The sequence below is a fragment of the Bradyrhizobium sp. AT1 genome (assembly GCF_001590795.1).
GTDB lineage: Bacteria > Pseudomonadota > Alphaproteobacteria > Rhizobiales > Xanthobacteraceae > Bradyrhizobium.
This window is the reverse complement of the sequence record NZ_JXDL01000001.1, coordinates 6258121-6276569: the sequence shown is the minus strand read 5'-3', so window position 1 is coordinate 6276569 and position 18449 is coordinate 6258121. Positions and strand designations below refer to the sequence as shown.

The window sequence follows — 18449 nt, the reverse complement described above, 5'->3', positions numbered from 1 at the left end:
CTTGGAAAAATACTGCCACCCGGCCGTCCCGTTTTGCGCTATCGCAAACTGTCGGACGATTGCAGGTGCCATCACACTCCCCAGTGCCAAGGAGGCAGAATGGCCAAGGTCGACACATCGCTGGTTGCGCATTTGCCGCTGTTTGCCGGCATGACGCCGGAAGCTCTGGACGAGATCCTGCGTGAGGCCCGTTCGGCGCGTTATCCCAAGAACAGCGCCATCTTCGAGCAGGGCGCGGACGCGCAATCCTTCTTCCTGCTGCTGCACGGCCATGTCCGCGCCGCCAAGACGACACCGACCGGCGAGCAGATCGTGGTGCGCTATGTCGCGCCCGGCGAGACCTTCGGCCTCGCCATGGCGATCGGTGCCGCGCGGTATCCCGCGACAGCGATCGCGGTCGACGACAGCGTGGTGCTGATCTGGCCGACCTCGGCCTGGCCGCGGCTGGTCGAGCGGTTTCCCTCGCTTGCCGCCAACACGCTCCAGACCGTCGGCACGCGCCTCCAGGAGAGCCACACCCGCATCCTGGAAATGTCGACCCAGCAGGTCGAGCAGCGCGTCGCGCATGCGCTGCTGCGCCTCGCCAAGCAGTCCGGCAAGAAGCTCGACCGCGGCATCGAAATCGACTTCCCGATCAGCCGCCAGGACATCGCGCAGATGACCGGCACCACGCTGCACACCGTCAGCCGCATCCTGAGCGGTTGGGAAAGCCAAGGGCTCGTCGAGAGCGGCCGCCAGCGCATCATCCTGCGCGACCCGCACGGGATCGTCGTGTTGGCGGAGCGAAGCGCCGCCAGCGGATCGGCGTGAGCCGCACATCAGGACGTCTCCGCCCGAGATAGGGGTGAGGGCCGCTTCCGCTTACGGCGAAAGCCGTCCCTCACCCGGGAATCCGCGCGCGCCCGCGCGAATTCCAGACCGTTTCACGCCGGCACGCAATCGCACAAGGCGGCGAGGAATTTCTCGCGGTCAATGGCATGCTCGCGGCAGGCATCATCCACCGTGTGGAAGGTTGCGATCGGGCAACCGACACAGGCCATCTTGAAGGCCAGAAACACGCGGATCGTGTGCGGCGCCGTGCGCATGATGTCATCGACCAGATCGTCGGATCCAAAAGACATGGACATCTCCGTTCCGATCGGACGATAACGAGACGGAGCGGAATTTCTTTGTGGAAGCGCAAGCTGGTGCTGCTTCTCTCCGCCGCCAAGGAGGGGAATGGATTCCGGGCTCGCGCCGAGAGGCGCGCCCCGGAATGGCGGCGAGCGCGTTACACGGCGCGGCTGTGCAGCTGCTTTGCCGGATTGAGATGCGCGTCGAACGCGGCGGCGACGCTGCGGACCAGGAAGCGCGAATCCTTCGCGACTGCGAGACGGCTGCCCTCCAGCCTGACGACGCCGTCGGAGATCAGCGGCTTCAGACGCGCTGCCGAGTTCAGCATCTCGCCGGCCTCTGCTCCATGACGTGCGCAGATGTCGCCGAGGTCGGCGCTGAACTCGCACATGATCCGTTCGATGATGTCGGCACGCAGCCGGTCGTCGTCGGTGAGCCCGTAGCCCTTCGCGGTGGCGGGACGGCCGGCCGCGATGCTCTGCGCATAGGCGCCGATCTGCACCTCGTTCTGGACGTAGCCTTGCGGCAAATGCCCGATCGCGCTCGCACCGAAACCGAGCAGGACTTCACCCTTGTCGGTGGTGTAGCCCTGGAAATTGCGCCGCAGCGTCCGTTCCTCGAACGCCACCGCCATGGAATCGTCGGGACGCGCGAAATGATCGAGCCCGATCTGCACGTAGCCGGCCTCCTTCAACGCATTGGCGATCGCACAGGCCTGGTCGTGGCGCGCGAGACCGTCAGGCAGCACGCCCTCGTTGATCATGCGCTGGTGCTTCTTGAACTCGGGCACATGGGCGTAGCCGAACACGGAGAAGCGGTCGGGCGCCAAAGTGAGGCTGCGCCGAACCGTATCCAGGCACGACGCGACGTTCTGGTGCGGCAGCCCGTAGATCAGGTCGAAATTAACGCCCGAAATGCCGGCGCGCCGAAGCTGCTCGACCACGGACGCCGTCTGCTCGAAGCTCTGCACGCGATTGATCGCCCTCTGCACCACGGGGTCGAAGCTCTGCACGCCGAGGCTTGCGCGGTTGACGCCGGAGAGCCGCATCGCCTCGACCATGTCGACGGTCAATGTCCGGGGATCGATCTCGACCGCGATTTCGGCCGAGGGCAGCACGAAGAATTTCTGGCGCATGGTCGCCATCAACTCGGCGAAAGCCTCCGGCGCCATGATCGTCGGCGTGCCGCCGCCGAAATGGATGTGCTCCACCTTGATGCGGCGGCCGATGGTTTCGGCAATCTGGACGATCTCGTTGCGCAGCGTCCGCTGATAGCCGGCGATGAGCTCGTCGCGGCGGACGATCTGGGTGTGACAGCCGCAATACCAGCACATCTCGCGGCAGAACGGGACGTGCAGATAGAGCGAGGCGCTGGCGCTCGCCGGCAGCTCCGCCAACCAGCTGGCGTAGGTATCCGGACCGATCGCCTTCGAGAAATGCGGGGCGGTCGGATAGCTCGTATAGCGTGGCAATCGTTCTTCGCCATAGCTTGCCGCGAGATCAGGTCTCATGTCTTACCCATTCGTAAATTTCGGCCGTGTGCAGACATCACGGCAAATCACTGAATGTCCTTCACTAACCCGGATCCGAGGGGGCGACCTTGCGCTCGCGCAAAGCGCAACGGCCGGCTCCAGGCCATGATGACGTCAATTCGCGCGGCATCCGGAGCGTTTGCCCATGAGGCTTCTCATCCTCGAACTGGTTCTTTCCCTGCTCGACGTCCGCGGTCATATCCCGCGTTTCGACGACTTCCGGCCGACCCCGGTCGCACCGGCCCCGGCCGGCGCCGGGCGCGCTCTGGCCGCCGTCATCGCTGTCCTCGCCGTGCTGGCACTGGTGATCTGGGCGGCAGTCTGGCTTGCCACGCATCTTTTCTAGCCGCATCTTTTCCAGGACCCGATCGTGATCCCGCGAGGACCGAGAGTCCGGCGGTTGCGGATCTGCGTATCGGCGCAGCAGACTGCGGCGGTCTCACCTGCGCGACATCCGAAGCGGACGAGGGCTTCTTCACGCGGCCCGACATCCGATCACGCCGGCGGACGCAATTAACGTCGTGTCGCCGATCCTGCTCCGCCAAGACACCTAGGTACTGTTGCGTAGCCGAATCCGGCAAAAGCTTGTCGCAGCGCAAACACTCTTGCCACGATCGGCGCACACTGCATCCGTCATCAAAACCTTTCCAAGATGAAGGATGCTTCCGATGTTCACCCGCAGAGTCGCATTGATCGGCGCCGCCGCGACCGCCCTGATGCTGGCGACCCCCGCGCTGGCTGCCGATGATCTCAAACTGCCGCGTCAAAAGGTAGATCTGGTCGCCCCGCCGTTCGTGCACGCGCACGAGCAAGCGACCAAGCAAGGTCCGAAGATCATCGAGTTCAAGCTCACGATCGAGGAGAAGAAGGTCGTCATCGACGAGAAGGGCACCACCTTCCAGGCAATGACCTTCAACGGCTCGATGCCGGGCCCGCTGATGGTCGTGCATGAAGGCGACTACGTCGAAACGACGCTGGTCAATCCCTCGACCAACACCATGCCGCACAACATCGACTTCCATTCCGCGACCGGCGCGCTCGGCGGCGGTGCGCTCACGCTGATCAATCCCGGTGAGCAGGTCGTGCTGCGCTGGAAGGCAACCAAGACCGGCGTGTTCGTCTATCACTGCGCCCCGGGCGGCCCGATGATCCCCTGGCACGTCGTCTCCGGCATGAACGGCGCCGTGATGGTGCTGCCGCGCGACGGACTGAACGACGGCAAGGGCCACGCGCTGAAATACGACAAGATCTACTATGTCGGCGAGCAGGACATGTATGTGCCGCGCGACGAGAAGGGCAACTTCAAGTCCTACGACTCGCCGGGCGAAGCCTTCACCGAGACAGAAGAGGTGATGAAGAAGCTGATCCCCACCCACGTCGTGTTCAACGGCAAGGTCGGAGCTCTCACCGGCAAGAACGCGCTGACCGCCAATGTCGGCGAGAACGTGCTGATCGTGCATTCGCAGGCCAACCGCGACAGCCGTCCGCATCTGATCGGCGGCCATGGCGACTATGTCTGGGAGACCGGCAAGTTCGGCAATGCACCCGAGGTCGGGCTCGAGACCTGGTTCATCCGCGGCGGCTCGGCAGGAGCTGCGCTGTACAAGTTCATGCAGCCCGGCATCTACGCCTATGTCACGCATAACCTGATCGAGGCCGCAGACCTCGGTGCCACCGCGCACTTCAAGGTCGAAGGCAAGTGGAACGACGATCTGATGACCCAGGTGAAGGCGCCTGCCGAAATACCGGCCGCCAAGACCAACTAAACGCGACGAGGGGCCGGTCATCACCGGCCCCTTTTTCTTCCTTCGGGGAATGACCATGCTGATCGCATTCAAGCTCAAACTGGCACTCGCCTGCGCTGCCGGGCTCGCAGGGCCGATCGCGGTGGCGCCGCTGGTCTCGAACATGGCGGTCCACGGCACGGCGACCGAGCCTGAGATCGTCAAGGTCGCGCCGGGTAGCATGTCCTATCGTGAGGCCGGCGATTTCACGCGCGGCGGGCAGCAGGCGGAAGCGCCGCTCTACACGATGCGTGTCGATCGGCCGCTGCACATCATGCGAAATCAGGTCTCGTCATCCGACTATCGGCTTTGCGTGCAGGATGGCGCCTGTCGCGCGCTCGATCGCGACGTGGCGGTGGCTCCCGATCGCCCCGCGGTGCAGGTGAACTGGCACGACGCCGAGGCCTATGCGGGCTGGCTGTCGCGCAAGACTGGCCACCATTACCGCCTCCCGAGCGATGCGGAATGGGCCTTTGCCGCCGGCTCCAGATTCAAGGACGACGGCGTCGCGGTCGATGCGAACGATCCTTCCAAGCGCTGGATCAGCCGCTACGAGCGCGAATCCGAACGCGATCTCTCCGACACCACGGCCTATCCGTTCGGCAAGTTCGGTCCCAACGAGCATGGCGTCGAAGATCTCGCCGGCAACGTCTGGGAGTGGACCTCGACCTGCTTCGTGCGCTCGCGCGTCGACGTTTCAGGCAATGCCGGCCGCCCGACCGTGAATTGCGGCGTACGCGTCGCCGAGGGCGCACACCGCGCCTATGTCACCGATTTCATCCGCGACGCCCGCGCCGGCGGCTGCGCCCAGGGCGTACCGCCCGCCAATCTCGGCTTCCGCCTGGTGCGCGAGGAGACATCGTGGGTGGCGAACGTGTCGGCGCGATGGACCAAGGTGTGGGCGGCGAGGTCGTAGGTCGCTCTTGCGTCATTTGCGAGCGCAGCGAAGCAATCCAGAATCTTTCCGTTTTGGCAGTGTGGATTGTTTCGTCGCAAGAGCTCCTCGCAATGACGCGATTGAGGCGGCATCCTGCTCCCAACAATCCCCAAGCGCGCGGAGCGATCAAATCGCCCGCGCGAACATGCGAAAGCCGGGCGCCCCGATGATCGCCTCGAACGTGGGATCGCGCTTTTCCTCGGCAAAGGCAAAGCCCGCTTTTGCATAGGCCTTTTCGGCAGGTTCGTTGCCGATCAGGAACGAAATCGTCGCCCGCCCAAATCCGGCCGCGCGGCCCTTGTCGAGCGCATGCGCGATCAATGCCTGCACCAGACCACGGCCGCGATGGGTGGGATCAGTCGCGACGTGCTCGATCATCCAGTCGCCCTCGCCGCCCTGAACCCAGCAGGCCCGCGTATAGCTGCCCCTTTGGCGGATGGCGTCCAGCTCCGTCGTAGAGAGCCCGGTTGCAGCCCCCACTTCCGCGATCGCGCGCCAGGCTGCAGGTCCCGTACCGGCCGCGGGCAGCGCGCACAGCGCCGCAACGGGCCTGCCGTCGACCTCGTCGATCAGGAATTGCGAGACGTGCCACATCGACACCGCCTCTGCGACCGCGATGCGTGCGATGAAGTCGCGGCACTGCGCTTCAGGCCAGCCGAGCGCGACGTCAAACCAGCCGCGCGGCCGATAGCCGCGCTGCGATGACAGGATGGTTTGTGCGATGAAACCGGCGTCTTCAGGACGCGCAGACCGTATCGTCATGCGCGCCCCATTTTCGAAGATCTCAGGTGTTCTTCAGCGCGACGCGGAATTCGGCTTCGGTCTTGGCCTTGACCTCGTCCAGCGTGACGCCCTCGGCGAGCTCGATCAGGGCCATGCCGCCGTCGCCATGCTTGTCGATGGTGAAGACGGCAAGATCCGTGACGACCATGTCGACGACGCGCTCGCCGGTCAGCGGCAGATTGCACTTCTTCAAGAGCTTTGCGCCGTCCTTGGCCGAATGCTCCATCACCACGACGACGCGCTTGACGCCGGCGACGAGGTCCATCGCGCCGCCCATGCCCTTGACCATCTTGCCGGGGATCATCCAGTTGGCGAGATCGCCGTTCTGGGCCACCTGCATGGCGCCGAGGATCGACAGGTCCATGTGGCCGCCGCGGATCATGCCGAAGGAATCCGCGCTCGAGAAATACGAGGTCGACGGCAGCTCGCTCACCGTCTGCTTGCCGGCATTGATGAGATCGGCATCCACCTCGTCCTCATAGGGGAACGGTCCCATGCCGAGCATGCCGTTCTCGCTCTGCAGGCTGACGTCGACGCCATCCGGAATGTAGTTCGAGACCAGCGTCGGGATGCCGATGCCGAGATTGACGTAATAGCCGTCGCGCAGTTCCTTGGCGGCGCGCGCAGCCATCTGTTCACGGGTCCAGGCCATCTTAGTCTCCTGATCTCAAGCTGCCGTGCGCGGGCGGGTGTTGCGGAATTCGATGCGCTTCTTGGCCGTACCGACCTCGACGATGCGCTTCACGAAGATGCCAGGCGTGTGGATATGGTCGGGGTTGAGCTCACCCGCCGGAACCAGATGCTCGACCTCGGCCACGGTGATCTTGGCGGCGGTCGCCATCATCGGGTTAAAGTTGCGCGCGGTCTTGCGGTAGATGAGGTTGCCGGCGGTGTCGCCCTTCCAGGCATGAACGATGGCGAGGTCGGCGAACAGGCCGCGTTCCATCAGGTACTTCTCGCCGTCGAACTCCTTCACTTCCTTGCCTTCCGCGATCAGCGTGCCGACGCCGGTCTTGGTGTAGAAGGCCGGAATGCCGGCGCCGCCGGCGCGGATGCGCTCGGCGAGCGTGCCCTGCGGATTGAATTCGAGTTCCAGCTCGCCGGCGAGGAATTGCTGGGCGAACAGCTTGTTCTCGCCGACATAGGACGAGATCATCTTCTTGATCTGCCGGGTTTCCAACAGGCGGCTGAGGCCGATGCCGTCGACGCCGGCATTGTTGGAGACCACCGTCAGGCCCTTGACGCCGGACTCGCGGATCGCATCCGAGAGCTCCTCGGCGATGCCGCAGAGGCCGAAGCCTCCCGACATGATCATCATGTTGTCCTTGAGAACGCCCTCAAGAGCCGACTTGGCGTCGGGATAGACCTTGTTCATGCAAAAAACCTCGACTGAACCTTCGGCTTGGAGGCGTCGCGCCCTATTGGCGGCGATTATTAGGCGAAATCCTCCAAAGCCGTCAATGATACGGGGTTCTCCGCACCGCGCCCGGGTGATAGAAGCTGCCCACGCCGTGGGCAGAACCGTCCGCGGCCTTGAAAGCGACAAGAAAACCCATCAAGTTGCGGGGGTTGGGCGTGGGCACGCAGGTTTCCCGACCCGCCCTTCTGGCTCCAACGACCAACCCGATCAGGACATGCCATTGACCATGGCCCAAGGAATGAAGCGCCTCGGGACGCCGATCGCGGCGCTGCTCGGCGTGGCGCTGATCGCCCTGATCGCGACCTCCTGGCTCATCAACCGCGACGCGCTGCGCAAGGCGGTCGAAGCGCAGATCCGCGACGTCACCGGACTCGAGCTCAATGTCGCAGGCAGTATCGACATCTCGGTGCTGCCGGCGAGCTACATCTCCTTCCGCGACGTCGGCCTCAAGGGCGGCGGCACCAGTGATCCCGCACTGCATGTCGACGTGCTCACGGCCAATCTGCAGCTGCTGCCGTTGCTGCTGCAACGGTTCGAGATCGCCGACCTGACGCTGCTGCGGCCGCGCATCCATGTCAGCCTGAAGCCGGACGGCGAGAGCAACTGGACGCCCTTCATCCAGACCATCGCGCGCACCATGAAGCCCGGGGCCGAGAACCAGGTCTCGTTCTCCGAAATCCGGATCCAGGACGGCGTGCTCGACTACGAGGACGCCGCCACGCACGCCACCGAGCAGTTCGACGACATCGACCTGTCGCTGGCCTGGCCCTCGATCTCGCGCTCCTTCGCCGCGACCGGACAGTTCGACTGGCGCGGCGAGCGCGTCGACGGCACGATCAGCTTTTCCGATTTCGTCGCAGCCCTCTCCGGCGAGCGCTCGGGGCTGAAGGCGCGGATCGCCAGCGCGCCGCTCAAGCTCGCCTTCGACGGCAGCGTCGCCAACCGCACCAGCCCGATGATGGAGGGCACGCTGACCATCGACAGCCCCTCCTTGCGCAACGCGCTGCGCTGGACCGGACAGCCGCAGCCCGCCAGCGGCGGCTTCGGCCGCTTCGCGCTGAAGGCGCGCGCCAACGTGGTCGGAGCCTCGATCGCTCTCACCAACGTCAATGTCGAGCTCGACGGCAACGCCGCCGAGGGCGTCATGACCTACGCCAATAACGGCCGGCAGACGCTGCAGGCGACGCTCGCCGCCGATGCGCTCGACTTCACACCTTATATCTCGACCTTCCGCCTGCTCGCGAGCGGGGCCCGCGACTGGAACAGGCAGCTGTTCGATCTCAACGGATTGTCGACCACCGACCTCGACATGCGCCTGTCGGCAGCCAAGCTGACGGTCGGGCCGACCAAGCTCGGCCGCACCGCGATCGGCGCGAACTTGCGCAACGGCACGCTGGCGCTCTCGGTCGGCGAGGCCCAGGTCTATGGCGGCATCGCCAAGGGTTCGTTCGGCATCGCGCGCTCCGACACCATCGCCGACATCAAGGCGCAATTCCAGTTCACCGACGTCGATCTCCAGGCCTGCGCCACCGAACTGTTCGGCCTCAACAAGCTGTCGGGCCGCGGCAACATCAACGTGTCACTGTTCGCCTCGGGCTCCAGCCCGTTCGGCCTCGTGCAGTCGCTCGACGGCAGCGCCACCGTCACCGGACATGACGGCGCGATCTCGGGCTTCAACGCCGAACAGCTCCTCAAGCGCCTGGAGCGGCGGCCGCTGTCGGGCGGCGGCAATTTCCGCAACGGCTCGACGCCATATAACAATCTCACCATCGCGGTGAAATTCTCCGACGGCGTCGCCACCGCGGAGGACATTCGCATCGAAGGGCCAGCGGCGAAGATCACGCTGACCGGCACCGCGTCGGTGCCGACGCGCGAATACGACATGAAGGGCGTGGCGAGCCTCAATACGACGTCCGGCTTTCAACTGCCCTTCATGGTGCAGGGCCCCTGGGACGATCCGCTGATCTTCCCCGACCCCGAAAGCCTGATCCGGCAATCGCCTGCGGCGTCTCCTTTCCTCGATCTGTTGAAGCAGCGCATCACCGGCGGCGGAAAGCGCCCCGAGGGATCGCCGACGGCCGAGAATGCCAAGGAAAACGCCAAGTCCAACTGATCCATGATCTGGACAGTACGCGCCGGCTCTCCGAAGAGATCGTGTTCAAACGATATCTGAAGCGCGAGACGATTCATCGTCATCGCGCTTCAGATAAATCATTCTCTTGGCTTGGCAGCCTCACGCAGCCGATTGCGTCGTCGAAATCCAGCCTTTGTCCTCCCGCACCAGCGGGGCCGCCGCGATCCTCGGCGCAGTAGCGACCGTGGGCGTGCTGCGCTGACCCAGTTCACGGTCCAAGACCTCGCGGTCACAGGCGTTCTCCCACAGCGAAACCGTGATGGACGCGACACAATTGCTGATCATGCTGGTCAGGGCCCGCGCCTCCGACATGAAGCGATCGATGCCGACAAGCAGCGCCACGCCGGTCACGGGCAGATCCGGCATCACCGAAAGCGTCGCGACCAGCGCGACGAAGCCGCTGCCGGTGACGCCGGCCGCCCCTTTGGACGTCAGCAACATCAGTCCGAGCATCGCCGCGATCTGCCCCCACGAAAGATGGATGTCGCAGGCCTGCGCGATGAACATGGACGCCAGGGTGAGATAGATCGCGCTGCCGTCCAGATTGAAGGAATAGCCCATCGGCAGCACCAGGCCCGAGACCCCCTTGCGGCACCCGAGTTGCTCCAGCTTGCGCAGCGCGCCAGGCAGCGCCGGTTCCGAGGACGACGTGCCGAGCACGATCAGCAATTCTTCCTTGAAGTAGCGAATGGTCTTCCACAGGCTGAAGCCGTTCAGCCGCGCCAGCGTACCCAGCACGACCACCACGAACACGGAGCAGGCGACATAGAATGTCAGGATCAATAGTCCGAGCGAGCCGATCGAACGGATGCCGTAGCGGCCCACCGTGAACGCCATGGCGCCAAAGGCGCCGAGCGGCGCGAGCTTCATGATGAAGCCGAACGACACGAACAGCACGTGAGAGAACGAGGCGACCGCCTTTGTCACCACGACACCCCCATCGCCGGCGCGGCTGAGGCCAAAAGCGATCAGGATGGAGATCAGCAGGACCGGCAGCACTTCACCGTCGGCGAACGCGCCAAAGAACGAATGCGGGATGATGTGCAGCATGAAGTCCGCAAATCCGGTCGCACTGGCCTGCTTGGTGAATTTCGCGGCCACCGACGGATCCAGCGTGCTGACGGAGACATGCATGCCGGCGCCGGGCTGGATCAACGACACGGCGACGAGCCCGGCCAACAGCGCGAGCACCGTCAGCAGATAGAACAGCGCCATGGATTTCACCAGCGTGCGGCCGACCTCGCGGGAATCGCTGATGCTGGTGATGCCGCTGACGATGGTGCAGAACACGATCGGCGCGATCATCATCTTGACCAGCTTGACGAAGCCGTCTCCGAACGGCTTCAGCGCGGCGCCAAATTCGGGCCAGAAATGGCCCGTGAGGACACCGAGCACGAGGCCCATGAGCACCTGGACGTAGAGAATCCGGTAGAATGGCTTCCGAGCCTCGGTTCTCGCATGCCCCGCCAGCGCTTCCTTGTGCATTCTCACGTCTCCCATGGCTCTGATTTTTTGTGATGACTTTCGCGGGCGCGGGCTTCAGGCCGCCAGCACCGAATAATGAGGCACTTGTGACCGGCGCGCGAAGACGTGGCCCTCGAAGATTCGCCGGGCTGTCCGCAACACCCGGGCGACCGGGCCGGGCTCGAGCCTGACCACGAGTTGGCCGGAGGGATGGGCCAGCGTGATCGGCACTGGCGGCGCCAGCGGTCCGACCATCTCTGCAGCGATCGTTCCTGATGTAACGCACGCCGTGGCGATCGCGACCGCACCGGTCACCGCGAGCGCGCTATGGCAGTCGTGCGGCATGAAGTATCTGACGTTCAACGTCGCCCCGCCCGCAGGCGCAATCAGAACCGGCTTTGGGATCACCATGTCCGCGGGATTGGGAAAGCCCATCCGTCGTCCCGCTTCGATCCGCAAATCTTCGAGACGCGCGCGGAAGCCGCTGTCGGCAAAGTCGGAAGGCGCCTCGCGGCCGCTGCATCCCAGATCCGCCGCACGGACCAGCATGACCGGCATCGCCGCATCGAGGCAGGTCACATCGATTCCGTTGATGCGATCGACCGCTCGTCCGGTCGGCAGGAGACGGCCGGTGCGTGCGCCGGCCGCGTCGGGAAACGACAATTCGATCGGCGCGGCCGTTCCCGGCACGCCATCGATCCGCGCTTCGCCGTCGTAGGTCACGCGTCCGCCCGGCGTGGCAATCGTCGCGTCGATCAGCTTGCCGGTGTTGACGTTGTGGATGCGTACATGGGTGCGATCCGCGGTGGCAGAGACCAGACCGACTTCGATTGCGAACGGCCCCACCGCCGCCAGCATGTTTCCGCAATTCGGCGAGGTATCGACGATGCCTTCTCGAACACGCACCTGGGCAAACAGGTAGTCGACGTCGGCACCGGGCACCGATGCCGGTCCGACGATCGCGACCTTGTTGATGACGGCATTGCCGCCGCCGATCCCGTCGATTCCAAGATCATGTCCGCCTCCCATCACGGACAACAGGACCGCGTCGCGTGATCCTGCGTCGGCCGGAAGATCGCGGGCCAGGAAAAAAGGTCCGCGCGAGGTGCCTCCGCGCATGACCACACAGGGAATGGCAATCTGATCGTTCATGGAGCTGTTCCGTTTGGCGACAATCTCGCGCGGGCCAGAGCATCCCTCGCCAGAACTCTTTTGTGAAATGCAAATATCTGAGGTATTATTTCGATTATCGGTATAATTGGAGCTTGCCATGAACGCGGAACTGCTTGACCTCAAGGCGTTCATCACCGTGGCGGAGACGGGAAGCTTCGTCCGCACCGCCAAGGCGCTCAACCTGTCGCAACCCGCGCTCAGCCGGCGCATTCAGAAGCTCGAGGAAAGTCTCGGCGCGCCGCTGCTCGAACGGTCGACGCGTCACGTCAATCTCACCATGACCGGCCGCGACTTCCTGCCGAAGGTGCGCCGCCTCATCGACGAGTTCGAGACCTCGGTGCTCGCCATCCAGGATATCGGCGCGCGAAGCTCAGGCCTGGTCTCGGTGGCGGCCGTGCCGACAGCGGTGTTCTACTTCCTGCCGCGTGCGATCGGCCGGTTTGCCGAGGCCTATCCGCGAATTCGCATCCGCATTCTGGACATTGGCGCCAATGAAGGCTTGGAAGCGGTCGCGCGCGGCGAAGTTGATTTCGGCATCAATTTCATCGGCGCCTCGCATGCCGAAATCGAATTCGAGAAGCTGGTCGAAGATCCTTTCGTGCTGGCCTGTCGCCACGACCATCCGCTGGCATCGCGCAAGCAGGTCAGCTGGCCGGAGATCGCGCCGCACCGGGTCATCACCGTCGGTCGCAACAGCGGCAATCGTGCACTGATCGACAATGCGCTGGCACGACACGGCCTGCAGCTGAACTGGTCCTACGAGGTCGCGCACCTCTCCGGCTCGCTGGGCCTCGTCGAAGCGGGCCTCGGCATCGCCGTGCTACCGCGGCTGGCGACGCCGGCCGCGGGCCATCCGATCATTCACACCATTCCCCTGGTCGAACCTGAGGTGTCGCGGACGATCGGAATCGTGCGCAGGCGCGGAGCAATGCTATCCCCGCATGCCAGTCAGTTTCTCAAGATGCTGCTCGAAGCGTGGCACTCGCCTGCCCCCACGAGCGGGCAAGGCAAGCCGCGTTCCCGATCTGCCGACATCAGCCCGAACGCCGCTGCGACCGGCCCGCGCGGGAAACGCTGAGAAGGCCAGACACCACGAAGCGAATTGATTGGCATGTATTGATGCGGCCTTTGGATCGATACGCGAATTCGCGCCTCCACAGCCTCTCTTCAACCGCGACCTAGGTCTGACAACATGCTGCGTTGATTGCGCTACCATACTGCGCTAGTGTTTTTTTCGACCGGTTAAAAACACCGGCCGTTTGAGGGAGAAAAACGTGAAATCCAAGGTTATTGGCGCAGTATCACTGGCGGTCGCTGCGGCCGGGCTGTTTGCAGCCGCTGCACCCGCATTTGCGCAGCAGAAGACGATCACGGTCTGGTGGGGCAAGGGCTTCTATCGCTCCGAAGACGACGCGCTGCTCGAGACGATCAAGAAGTTCGAAGCCAAGACCGGCATCAAGGTCGAATTGTCGCAATACGCGATCCAGGACATGATTCCGAAGACGGTCGCCGCGCTCGACGCCGGCACCGTGCCCGATGTCGCCTATTCCGATTCCTACGACGTCCAGGCGCAGGGCAAATGGGCCTATGAGGGCAAGCTCGAGGATCTCACCGACGTCATGGAGCCGATCAAGGGCCGGTTCGTGCAGAACACGCTCGACGCGTCGATCCTCTACAACGACGTCACCAAGAAGAAGGCCTATTACGGCTTTCCGCTGAAGCAGCAGAGCATGCACGTCCAGATCTGGAACGACATGCTGGAGAAGGCGGGCTTCAAACTGGCCGATATCCCGACCGACTGGACCGGCTACTGGACCTTCTGGTGCGACAAGGTGCAGCCGGCGATCCGCAAGGCCACCGGCCAGCGCATCTACGCCGTCGGCCAGCCGATGGGCGTGGAATCCACCGACGCCTTCCAGTCGTTCTACACCTTCATGGACGCCTATCACGTCAAGCTGGTCGATGACGACGGCAAGCTCACGGTCGACGATCCCAAGGTGCGCGAGAACCTGATCCACGCCCTGAAGGACTATACCGACACCTATATCAAGGGCTGCACGCCGCCGTCCTCGACGACCTGGAAGGATCCGGACAACAACGTCGCCTTCCACAACAAGACCATCGTGATGACCCACAACTTCACGATCTCGATCGCTGCGAAGTGGTTTGAGGATTCCTCGAACCAGGCACTGACGCCCGAGCAGCGCGAGGCCGGCAAGAAGGCCTATGAGCAGGACATCATCACCGCGTCCTTCCCGAAGGCGCCTGATGGTTCGACCATCCGCTACCGCTCCGACGTCAAGACCGGACTGGTGTTCACCGCGGCCAAGAACAAGGCCGAGGCCAAGCAGTTCATCAGCTTCCTGCTCCAGGAAGAGAACGTCCGTCCTTACATCGAGGGCGCGCTCGGCCGCTGGTTCCCGGTGACGAAGGAGAGCCAGGAGAGCCCGTTCTGGCAGGCTGACAAGCACCGCAAGGCCGTCTACACGCAGTTCAAGGGCGGCACCGCGGCGTTCGACTTCACCAAGAACTGGAAGTTCACCATCCTCAACAACGAGAACGTGTGGGCGAAGGCGATGAACCGCGTCGTCAGCGAGAAGGTTCCGGTCGACAAGGCCGTCGACGAACTGATCGCCCGTATCAAGCAGGTCGCGGGTTAAGGTCTACCCCCTCCCTCTCCCCGTTCTGCGGGGAGAGGTGTAAGAACAACACCGGCCGCGTTTTGCGGCCGGCTTCTCTTTGAAGAGTCCAAAAAGAATGGCGATCACGCTCTCAGGCGATCAGGCACTCCCCGGCCCGCCCCTGTCGTCGCGGCTGACCCCGGCGCAGGTCTGGGGCATCGTGCTGCTTGCGCCCTATCTGCTGGTTTTCCTGGCCTTCGTGGTCTATCCCGTCTGCTACGGACTGTGGCTGGCGCGCGCTCCGGCAAACTATGTCGCGCTCTACAACGACCCGATCTTCGCGCGCGCTGCGGTCAACACGCTGATCTTCCTGGTCATCGGCATCAACATCAAGATGCTGATCGCGCTGTTCCTGTCCGGCTTCTTTGCGGTGCAGCGCCCCTGGATCAAATGGCTCTCGGTGATCTTCATCCTGCCCTGGGCGGTGCCGTCGATCCCGACCATCCTGTCGGTCCGGTTCATGCTCAATCCCGAATGGGGCATGGTCAACCATTTCATCTTCTCGCTCACCGGCGATGACGGCCCGAACTGGCTGAACGATCCGACCGTGGCGCTGACCATGGCGATCGCCGTGCACATCTGGAAGTCGTTGCCGTTCTGGACGCTGATCCTGATCACCGGCCGCCTCGCGATCTCGCACGATCTGTTCGAGGCCGCCGAAGTCGACGGCGCGAGCTGGTGGCAGAAATTCCGCTACATCACCTGGCCGTCGATGCAGACGCTCTACGTCACCTGCACGCTGCTCTCGATGATCTGGACGCTCGGCGACTTCAACAGCGTCTATCTGCTCACCGGCGGTGGCCCGGCCGACCTCACGCATGTGCTGTCGACGCTCGGCATCCGCTATCTCCGGCTCGACCAGCTCTCGCTGGCGATGGCATCCATCGTCTGCGCGATGCCGTTCGTCCTGCCGCTTGTGTACTTCATGATGAAACGGTTGTCGCGATGAAGCTCCCCGGCGTAAAAGATTTTTCTTGGCGCGAAGTCGGGACCGAAGCGCGGCTCCTGCTGATCGGCATTCCCGTCTTCCTGTGGACGATGATCCCGATCTATCACATGTTCCTGTTCGCGATCTCCCCGAAGGAGGACGCGTTCTCGGGCAAGCTGTGGCCGGATCACCCGACGCTGCACAACTTCGAGATCGTGTTCAAGCAGCAGCACTATTTCCTGCGCGATTTCTACATCCAGTTCTGGAATTCGGTGGTGATCGCGGCGTCCGTCGGCGTGCTGACGCTGTTCATCGCGACAGCCGCCGCGTTCTCGATCTCGCGGCTGAAGGTGCCGGGCGGACGCGTGGTGCTCAACCTCGCGCTCTTCACCTACTTCATCCCCGCGGCGTTCCTCGCCGTGCCGATGTACCGCACCATGGGCAATTACGGCCTGCTCAACAATCACTGGTCGCTGATCCTGGCGATGGTCACGATCGCCTCGCCTTACGCGATCTGGGTGCTCAAGCAGGCCTCCGACAAGCTGCCGGTCGAGCTGGACGAGGCGGCGGTGATGGACGGCGCCACGACGCTGCAGATCTTCCGCCTGGTCTATCTGCCGCTGATGATGCCCTCGCTGGTCGCGATCGGCACCTATGCGGTGCTGCTGGCCTGGAACGAATATCTCTACGCGTTCCTGCTGCTCTCGAACGACCGCGAGATCACCCTCCCCGTCGCGCTCGGCAACTTCCTCGCGGCCGACGATTCGCCCTGGGAGCTGCTGATGACCACCGGCTTCATCTACGCGCTGCCGCCGGCCGCGGTCTACTACGCCTTCCGCCGCTACATGGTGGGCGGGCTCACGGCGGGTGCGGTGAAGTCCTGACGCGACAGGACGCATCGCGGCGCTACAAGCAAGGCGTTTGGGCGACAGCGCGGGCAATTGAAGATTGTCCGCGCCTGCTCTAACCTGCGGGACCCAAGGCGGGGCCCGGCATCATGCGCAGCAACGACGCGATCCATCTCGGCCTGATGCTGCTGGCGCTCGCTGCGGCCTATCTGGTGCCGTTCGAGCTGCTGCTGCTGGCCTATGTCGTGCTTGGTCCGGCGCATTACTTCACCGAGATCTCGTGGCTGCATGACCGCAGCTACTATCTGCCCCATCGCGGGATCGCGGCGGCCCTTGCCATTGTGGCCGTGATCGCGGCGTTGATCGACAACGCTTCGTGGTTCGGCTTTGCGATGTGGGCGGCGCTGATCGTGTGTGCCATGCTGGCGGCGACGAATTCGGCGATCGAGAGCATGCTGCTGTTCATGGCGGCAATCGCCCTGTCAGCGATCATGTATTCGAGCGGATCCTCGCTCGCCGTCGTCGGCATCCTGATTCCGACCCTGATCCACGTCTCGCTGTTCACGCTGATCTTCATGGTGCTCGGCGCTTACAGGTCCGGTAGCCGCGTGCAGGCTGCGCTGGTGGTCGCCTACCTCATCGCCATGGCCGCGATTCTGCTGCTGCCCCCGGCCGCCGAAATCCGCATCGCAAGCTTCGCCCGGGTCGGCCAGGATTATTTCGGCAATGTCGGCCCGGCCCTCGGCCGGCTGTTCGGCGTGCCCGGCCTCGTGCTCGACACCCGGCTGACCAGTCTGCTCGCCTTCGTCTACACCTATCACTACCTCAACTGGTTCATCAAAGCCGACGTGATCCGCTGGACCGCGGTGCCGAAGCCGCGCCTGGCCGCGATGGCGGCGGCCAGTGCGGCGGCCACCGCACTCTATTTCTACGACTACGCGTTCGGCTTCACCTTCCTGCTCGCGCTGAGCCTGATCCATATCCTGCTGGAGTTTCCGCTCGATGCGCTGGCGCTGCGGCAGCTCGGCGCGGCCGTTCAGGACGCCGTGCGCGCACGATATGCCGGCCCCGTCGCGGCTTCCGCGACGCGGGCGCGCTCGCCAGGCGCGAAGGGCTCGAAACGCGCGTCCCGGCCGCGATGATCAGCCGAGGGCACGCTTGCGTCGATAGGCAATCAGCAGCGCGACCGTCGAGCCGATGAAATAGCCGGCGGTCGCGCCCGAGATGGCGCGCCCGACGATGATTGCCAGTGCGCGGTCGCTGGCGTCGATCGCCGAGATCACGCCGACCGCATATTGCAACGAGAACACGATGAGATTGCGGATCAACGCGAACGCGCTACCCGGGCGAATGATCTCACCTGTCTTGTGATCCACATCGAAACGCCGCGGCGTCAGCACGCCCAGCGGCAGCAGTGTCAGCGCCGCTGCGATCCACACGACCAGCGGCCACGCACTCGCCTGGTGTCCGAAACCGATCCGCGAGACGCCCCAGACGATGAACACGAGCGGCAGGATCAACGCGCGCCAGATCGGCGTCGTGCGTGGCTGCATCGCTTGCATGCCTTGCCAGATGAGATAGGCGAGGAGCATCCAGACCCAGAGCGGCGTATGAGTCAGGATTTGGTAGGCCGTCGTCATCAGCAGCTCCTGT

The 18449-nt window shown here is 63.9% G+C and carries 18 protein-coding genes; 10 read left to right on the top strand and 8 right to left on the bottom strand.

Features of this window, described 5'->3' with window-relative positions:
- Positions 1–99 precede the first annotated feature (99 nt).
- On the top strand, positions 100–810 hold the full coding sequence (locus SE92_RS29080; protein ID WP_063201243.1) for a Crp/Fnr family transcriptional regulator: 711 nt from the start codon (positions 100–102) through the stop codon (positions 808–810).
- A gap of 113 nt (positions 811–923) precedes the next feature.
- Here SE92_RS29080 and SE92_RS29075 read toward each other — a convergent pair whose 3' ends face one another.
- Together SE92_RS29075 and hemN are read right to left on the bottom strand one after the other, a co-directional pair.
- Positions 924–1121, bottom strand: coding sequence for a DUF1858 domain-containing protein (locus SE92_RS29075; protein ID WP_063203825.1), 198 nt, complete (start codon positions 1119–1121; stop codon positions 924–926).
- A gap of 149 nt (positions 1122–1270) precedes the next feature.
- A complete protein-coding gene (gene hemN / locus SE92_RS29070) occupies positions 1271–2623 on the bottom strand; it encodes an oxygen-independent coproporphyrinogen III oxidase (protein WP_063201240.1) in 1353 nt (450 codons plus the stop codon).
- A gap of 166 nt (positions 2624–2789) precedes the next feature.
- On the opposite strand from hemN, the gene SE92_RS29065 reads away from it, so the two are divergent.
- From SE92_RS29065 to SE92_RS29055, 3 genes are all read left to right on the top strand, one after another.
- Positions 2790–2990 carry a hypothetical protein gene (locus SE92_RS29065; RefSeq protein ID WP_063201237.1) on the top strand — a complete coding sequence of 67 codons (201 nt, stop codon included), beginning with the start codon at positions 2790–2792 and terminating at the stop codon, positions 2988–2990.
- Between the two features lie 322 nt (positions 2991–3312).
- Positions 3313–4410 carry a copper-containing nitrite reductase gene (gene nirK, locus SE92_RS29060; RefSeq protein WP_063203824.1) on the top strand — a complete coding sequence of 366 codons (1098 nt, stop codon included), beginning with the start codon at positions 3313–3315 and terminating at the stop codon, positions 4408–4410.
- Positions 4411–4465: 55 nt separating this feature from the next.
- The gene (locus tag SE92_RS29055) at positions 4466–5344 is read left to right on the top strand and encodes a formylglycine-generating enzyme family protein (protein ID WP_063203823.1); all 879 of its coding nucleotides are present in this window, start codon (positions 4466–4468) and stop codon (positions 5342–5344) included.
- A 147-nt stretch (positions 5345–5491) separates the two neighbouring features.
- Here the strand turns inward: SE92_RS29055 and SE92_RS29050 are convergent, their stop codons facing one another.
- From SE92_RS29050 to SE92_RS29040, 3 genes are read right to left on the bottom strand one after another with little or no spacing between them, the layout of a single operon-like run.
- A complete protein-coding gene (locus SE92_RS29050) occupies positions 5492–6127 on the bottom strand; it encodes a GNAT family N-acetyltransferase (RefSeq protein ID WP_063201233.1) in 636 nt (211 codons plus the stop codon).
- Positions 6128–6149: 22 nt separating this feature from the next.
- A complete protein-coding gene (locus SE92_RS29045) occupies positions 6150–6800 on the bottom strand; it encodes a 3-oxoacid CoA-transferase subunit B (RefSeq protein ID WP_063201230.1) in 651 nt (216 codons plus the stop codon).
- Between the two features lie 15 nt (positions 6801–6815).
- Positions 6816–7523: a CoA transferase subunit A gene (locus SE92_RS29040; protein WP_028151658.1), complete on the bottom strand. Its 708-nt coding sequence runs from the start codon at positions 7521–7523 to the stop codon at positions 6816–6818.
- Between the two features lie 271 nt (positions 7524–7794).
- On the opposite strand from SE92_RS29040, the gene SE92_RS29035 reads away from it, so the two are divergent.
- Entirely contained in the window at positions 7795–9681 is a 1887-nt protein-coding gene (locus tag SE92_RS29035) for an AsmA family protein (RefSeq protein WP_063201227.1), read from the top strand.
- 120 nt (positions 9682–9801) lie between these two features.
- Here SE92_RS29035 and dctA read toward each other — a convergent pair whose 3' ends face one another.
- On the bottom strand, positions 9802–11187 hold the full coding sequence (gene dctA, locus SE92_RS29030; RefSeq protein ID WP_063201225.1) for a C4-dicarboxylate transporter DctA: 1386 nt from the start codon (positions 11185–11187) through the stop codon (positions 9802–9804).
- A gap of 54 nt (positions 11188–11241) precedes the next feature.
- The gene (locus SE92_RS29025; protein ID WP_063201224.1) at positions 11242–12318 is read right to left on the bottom strand and encodes a 4-oxalomesaconate tautomerase; all 1077 of its coding nucleotides are present in this window, start codon (positions 12316–12318) and stop codon (positions 11242–11244) included.
- Positions 12319–12436: 118 nt separating this feature from the next.
- Between SE92_RS29025 and SE92_RS29020 the strand changes: the two genes are divergently transcribed.
- The 5 genes from SE92_RS29020 to SE92_RS29000 all read left to right on the top strand — a co-directional run bounded on the left by SE92_RS29020 (position 12437) and on the right by SE92_RS29000 (position 17938).
- On the top strand, positions 12437–13417 hold the full coding sequence (locus SE92_RS29020) for a LysR family transcriptional regulator (RefSeq protein WP_063203822.1): 981 nt from the start codon (positions 12437–12439) through the stop codon (positions 13415–13417).
- 196 nt (positions 13418–13613) lie between these two features.
- Positions 13614–14999 carry an ABC transporter substrate-binding protein gene (locus SE92_RS29015; protein ID WP_063201222.1) on the top strand — a complete coding sequence of 462 codons (1386 nt, stop codon included), beginning with the start codon at positions 13614–13616 and terminating at the stop codon, positions 14997–14999.
- A 97-nt stretch (positions 15000–15096) separates the two neighbouring features.
- Complete coding sequence (locus tag SE92_RS29010) at positions 15097–15969, top strand: carbohydrate ABC transporter permease (RefSeq protein WP_063201221.1); 873 nt, start codon at positions 15097–15099, stop codon at positions 15967–15969.
- Positions 15966–16832 carry a carbohydrate ABC transporter permease gene (locus SE92_RS29005; RefSeq protein WP_063201219.1) on the top strand — a complete coding sequence of 289 codons (867 nt, stop codon included), beginning with the start codon at positions 15966–15968 and terminating at the stop codon, positions 16830–16832. The genes SE92_RS29010 and SE92_RS29005 overlap by 4 nt, the downstream gene beginning before the upstream one ends.
- 113 nt (positions 16833–16945) lie before the next feature.
- Complete coding sequence (locus SE92_RS29000) at positions 16946–17938, top strand: hypothetical protein (RefSeq protein ID WP_063201216.1); 993 nt, start codon at positions 16946–16948, stop codon at positions 17936–17938.
- Here SE92_RS29000 and SE92_RS28995 read toward each other — a convergent pair whose 3' ends face one another.
- Positions 17939–18436 (bottom strand): DUF6622 family protein, encoded by a 498-nt coding sequence (locus SE92_RS28995; protein ID WP_063201214.1) that lies wholly within the window; start codon positions 18434–18436, stop codon positions 17939–17941.
- Positions 18437–18449 lie beyond the last annotated feature (13 nt).

What these genes read in the sequence shown, in the direction of transcription:
- SE92_RS29080 (WP_063201243.1), top strand. Translation starts at nt 100, where the DNA reads ATGGCCAAGGTCGACACATCGCTGGTTGCGCATTTGCCGCTGTTTGCC.
- SE92_RS29075 (WP_063203825.1), bottom strand. Translation starts at nt 1,121, where the DNA reads ATGTCTTTTGGATCCGACGATCTGGTCGATGACATCATGCGCACGGCG.
- hemN (WP_063201240.1), bottom strand. Translation starts at nt 2,623, where the DNA reads ATGAGACCTGATCTCGCGGCAAGCTATGGCGAAGAACGATTGCCACGC.
- SE92_RS29065 (WP_063201237.1), top strand. Translation starts at nt 2,790, where the DNA reads ATGAGGCTTCTCATCCTCGAACTGGTTCTTTCCCTGCTCGACGTCCGC.
- nirK (WP_063203824.1), top strand. Translation starts at nt 3,313, where the DNA reads ATGTTCACCCGCAGAGTCGCATTGATCGGCGCCGCCGCGACCGCCCTG.
- SE92_RS29055 (WP_063203823.1), top strand. Translation starts at nt 4,466, where the DNA reads ATGCTGATCGCATTCAAGCTCAAACTGGCACTCGCCTGCGCTGCCGGG.
- SE92_RS29050 (WP_063201233.1), bottom strand. Translation starts at nt 6,127, where the DNA reads ATGACGATACGGTCTGCGCGTCCTGAAGACGCCGGTTTCATCGCACAA.
- SE92_RS29045 (WP_063201230.1), bottom strand. Translation starts at nt 6,800, where the DNA reads ATGGCCTGGACCCGTGAACAGATGGCTGCGCGCGCCGCCAAGGAACTG.
- SE92_RS29040 (WP_028151658.1), bottom strand. Translation starts at nt 7,523, where the DNA reads ATGAACAAGGTCTATCCCGACGCCAAGTCGGCTCTTGAGGGCGTTCTC.
- SE92_RS29035 (WP_063201227.1), top strand. Translation starts at nt 7,795, where the DNA reads ATGGCCCAAGGAATGAAGCGCCTCGGGACGCCGATCGCGGCGCTGCTC.
- dctA (WP_063201225.1), bottom strand. Translation starts at nt 11,187, where the DNA reads ATGCACAAGGAAGCGCTGGCGGGGCATGCGAGAACCGAGGCTCGGAAG.
- SE92_RS29025 (WP_063201224.1), bottom strand. Translation starts at nt 12,318, where the DNA reads ATGAACGATCAGATTGCCATTCCCTGTGTGGTCATGCGCGGAGGCACC.
- SE92_RS29020 (WP_063203822.1), top strand. Translation starts at nt 12,437, where the DNA reads ATGAACGCGGAACTGCTTGACCTCAAGGCGTTCATCACCGTGGCGGAG.
- SE92_RS29010 (WP_063201221.1), top strand. Translation starts at nt 15,097, where the DNA reads ATGGCGATCACGCTCTCAGGCGATCAGGCACTCCCCGGCCCGCCCCTG.
- SE92_RS29005 (WP_063201219.1), top strand. Translation starts at nt 15,966, where the DNA reads ATGAAGCTCCCCGGCGTAAAAGATTTTTCTTGGCGCGAAGTCGGGACC.
- SE92_RS29000 (WP_063201216.1), top strand. Translation starts at nt 16,946, where the DNA reads ATGCGCAGCAACGACGCGATCCATCTCGGCCTGATGCTGCTGGCGCTC.
- SE92_RS28995 (WP_063201214.1), bottom strand. Translation starts at nt 18,436, where the DNA reads ATGACGACGGCCTACCAAATCCTGACTCATACGCCGCTCTGGGTCTGG.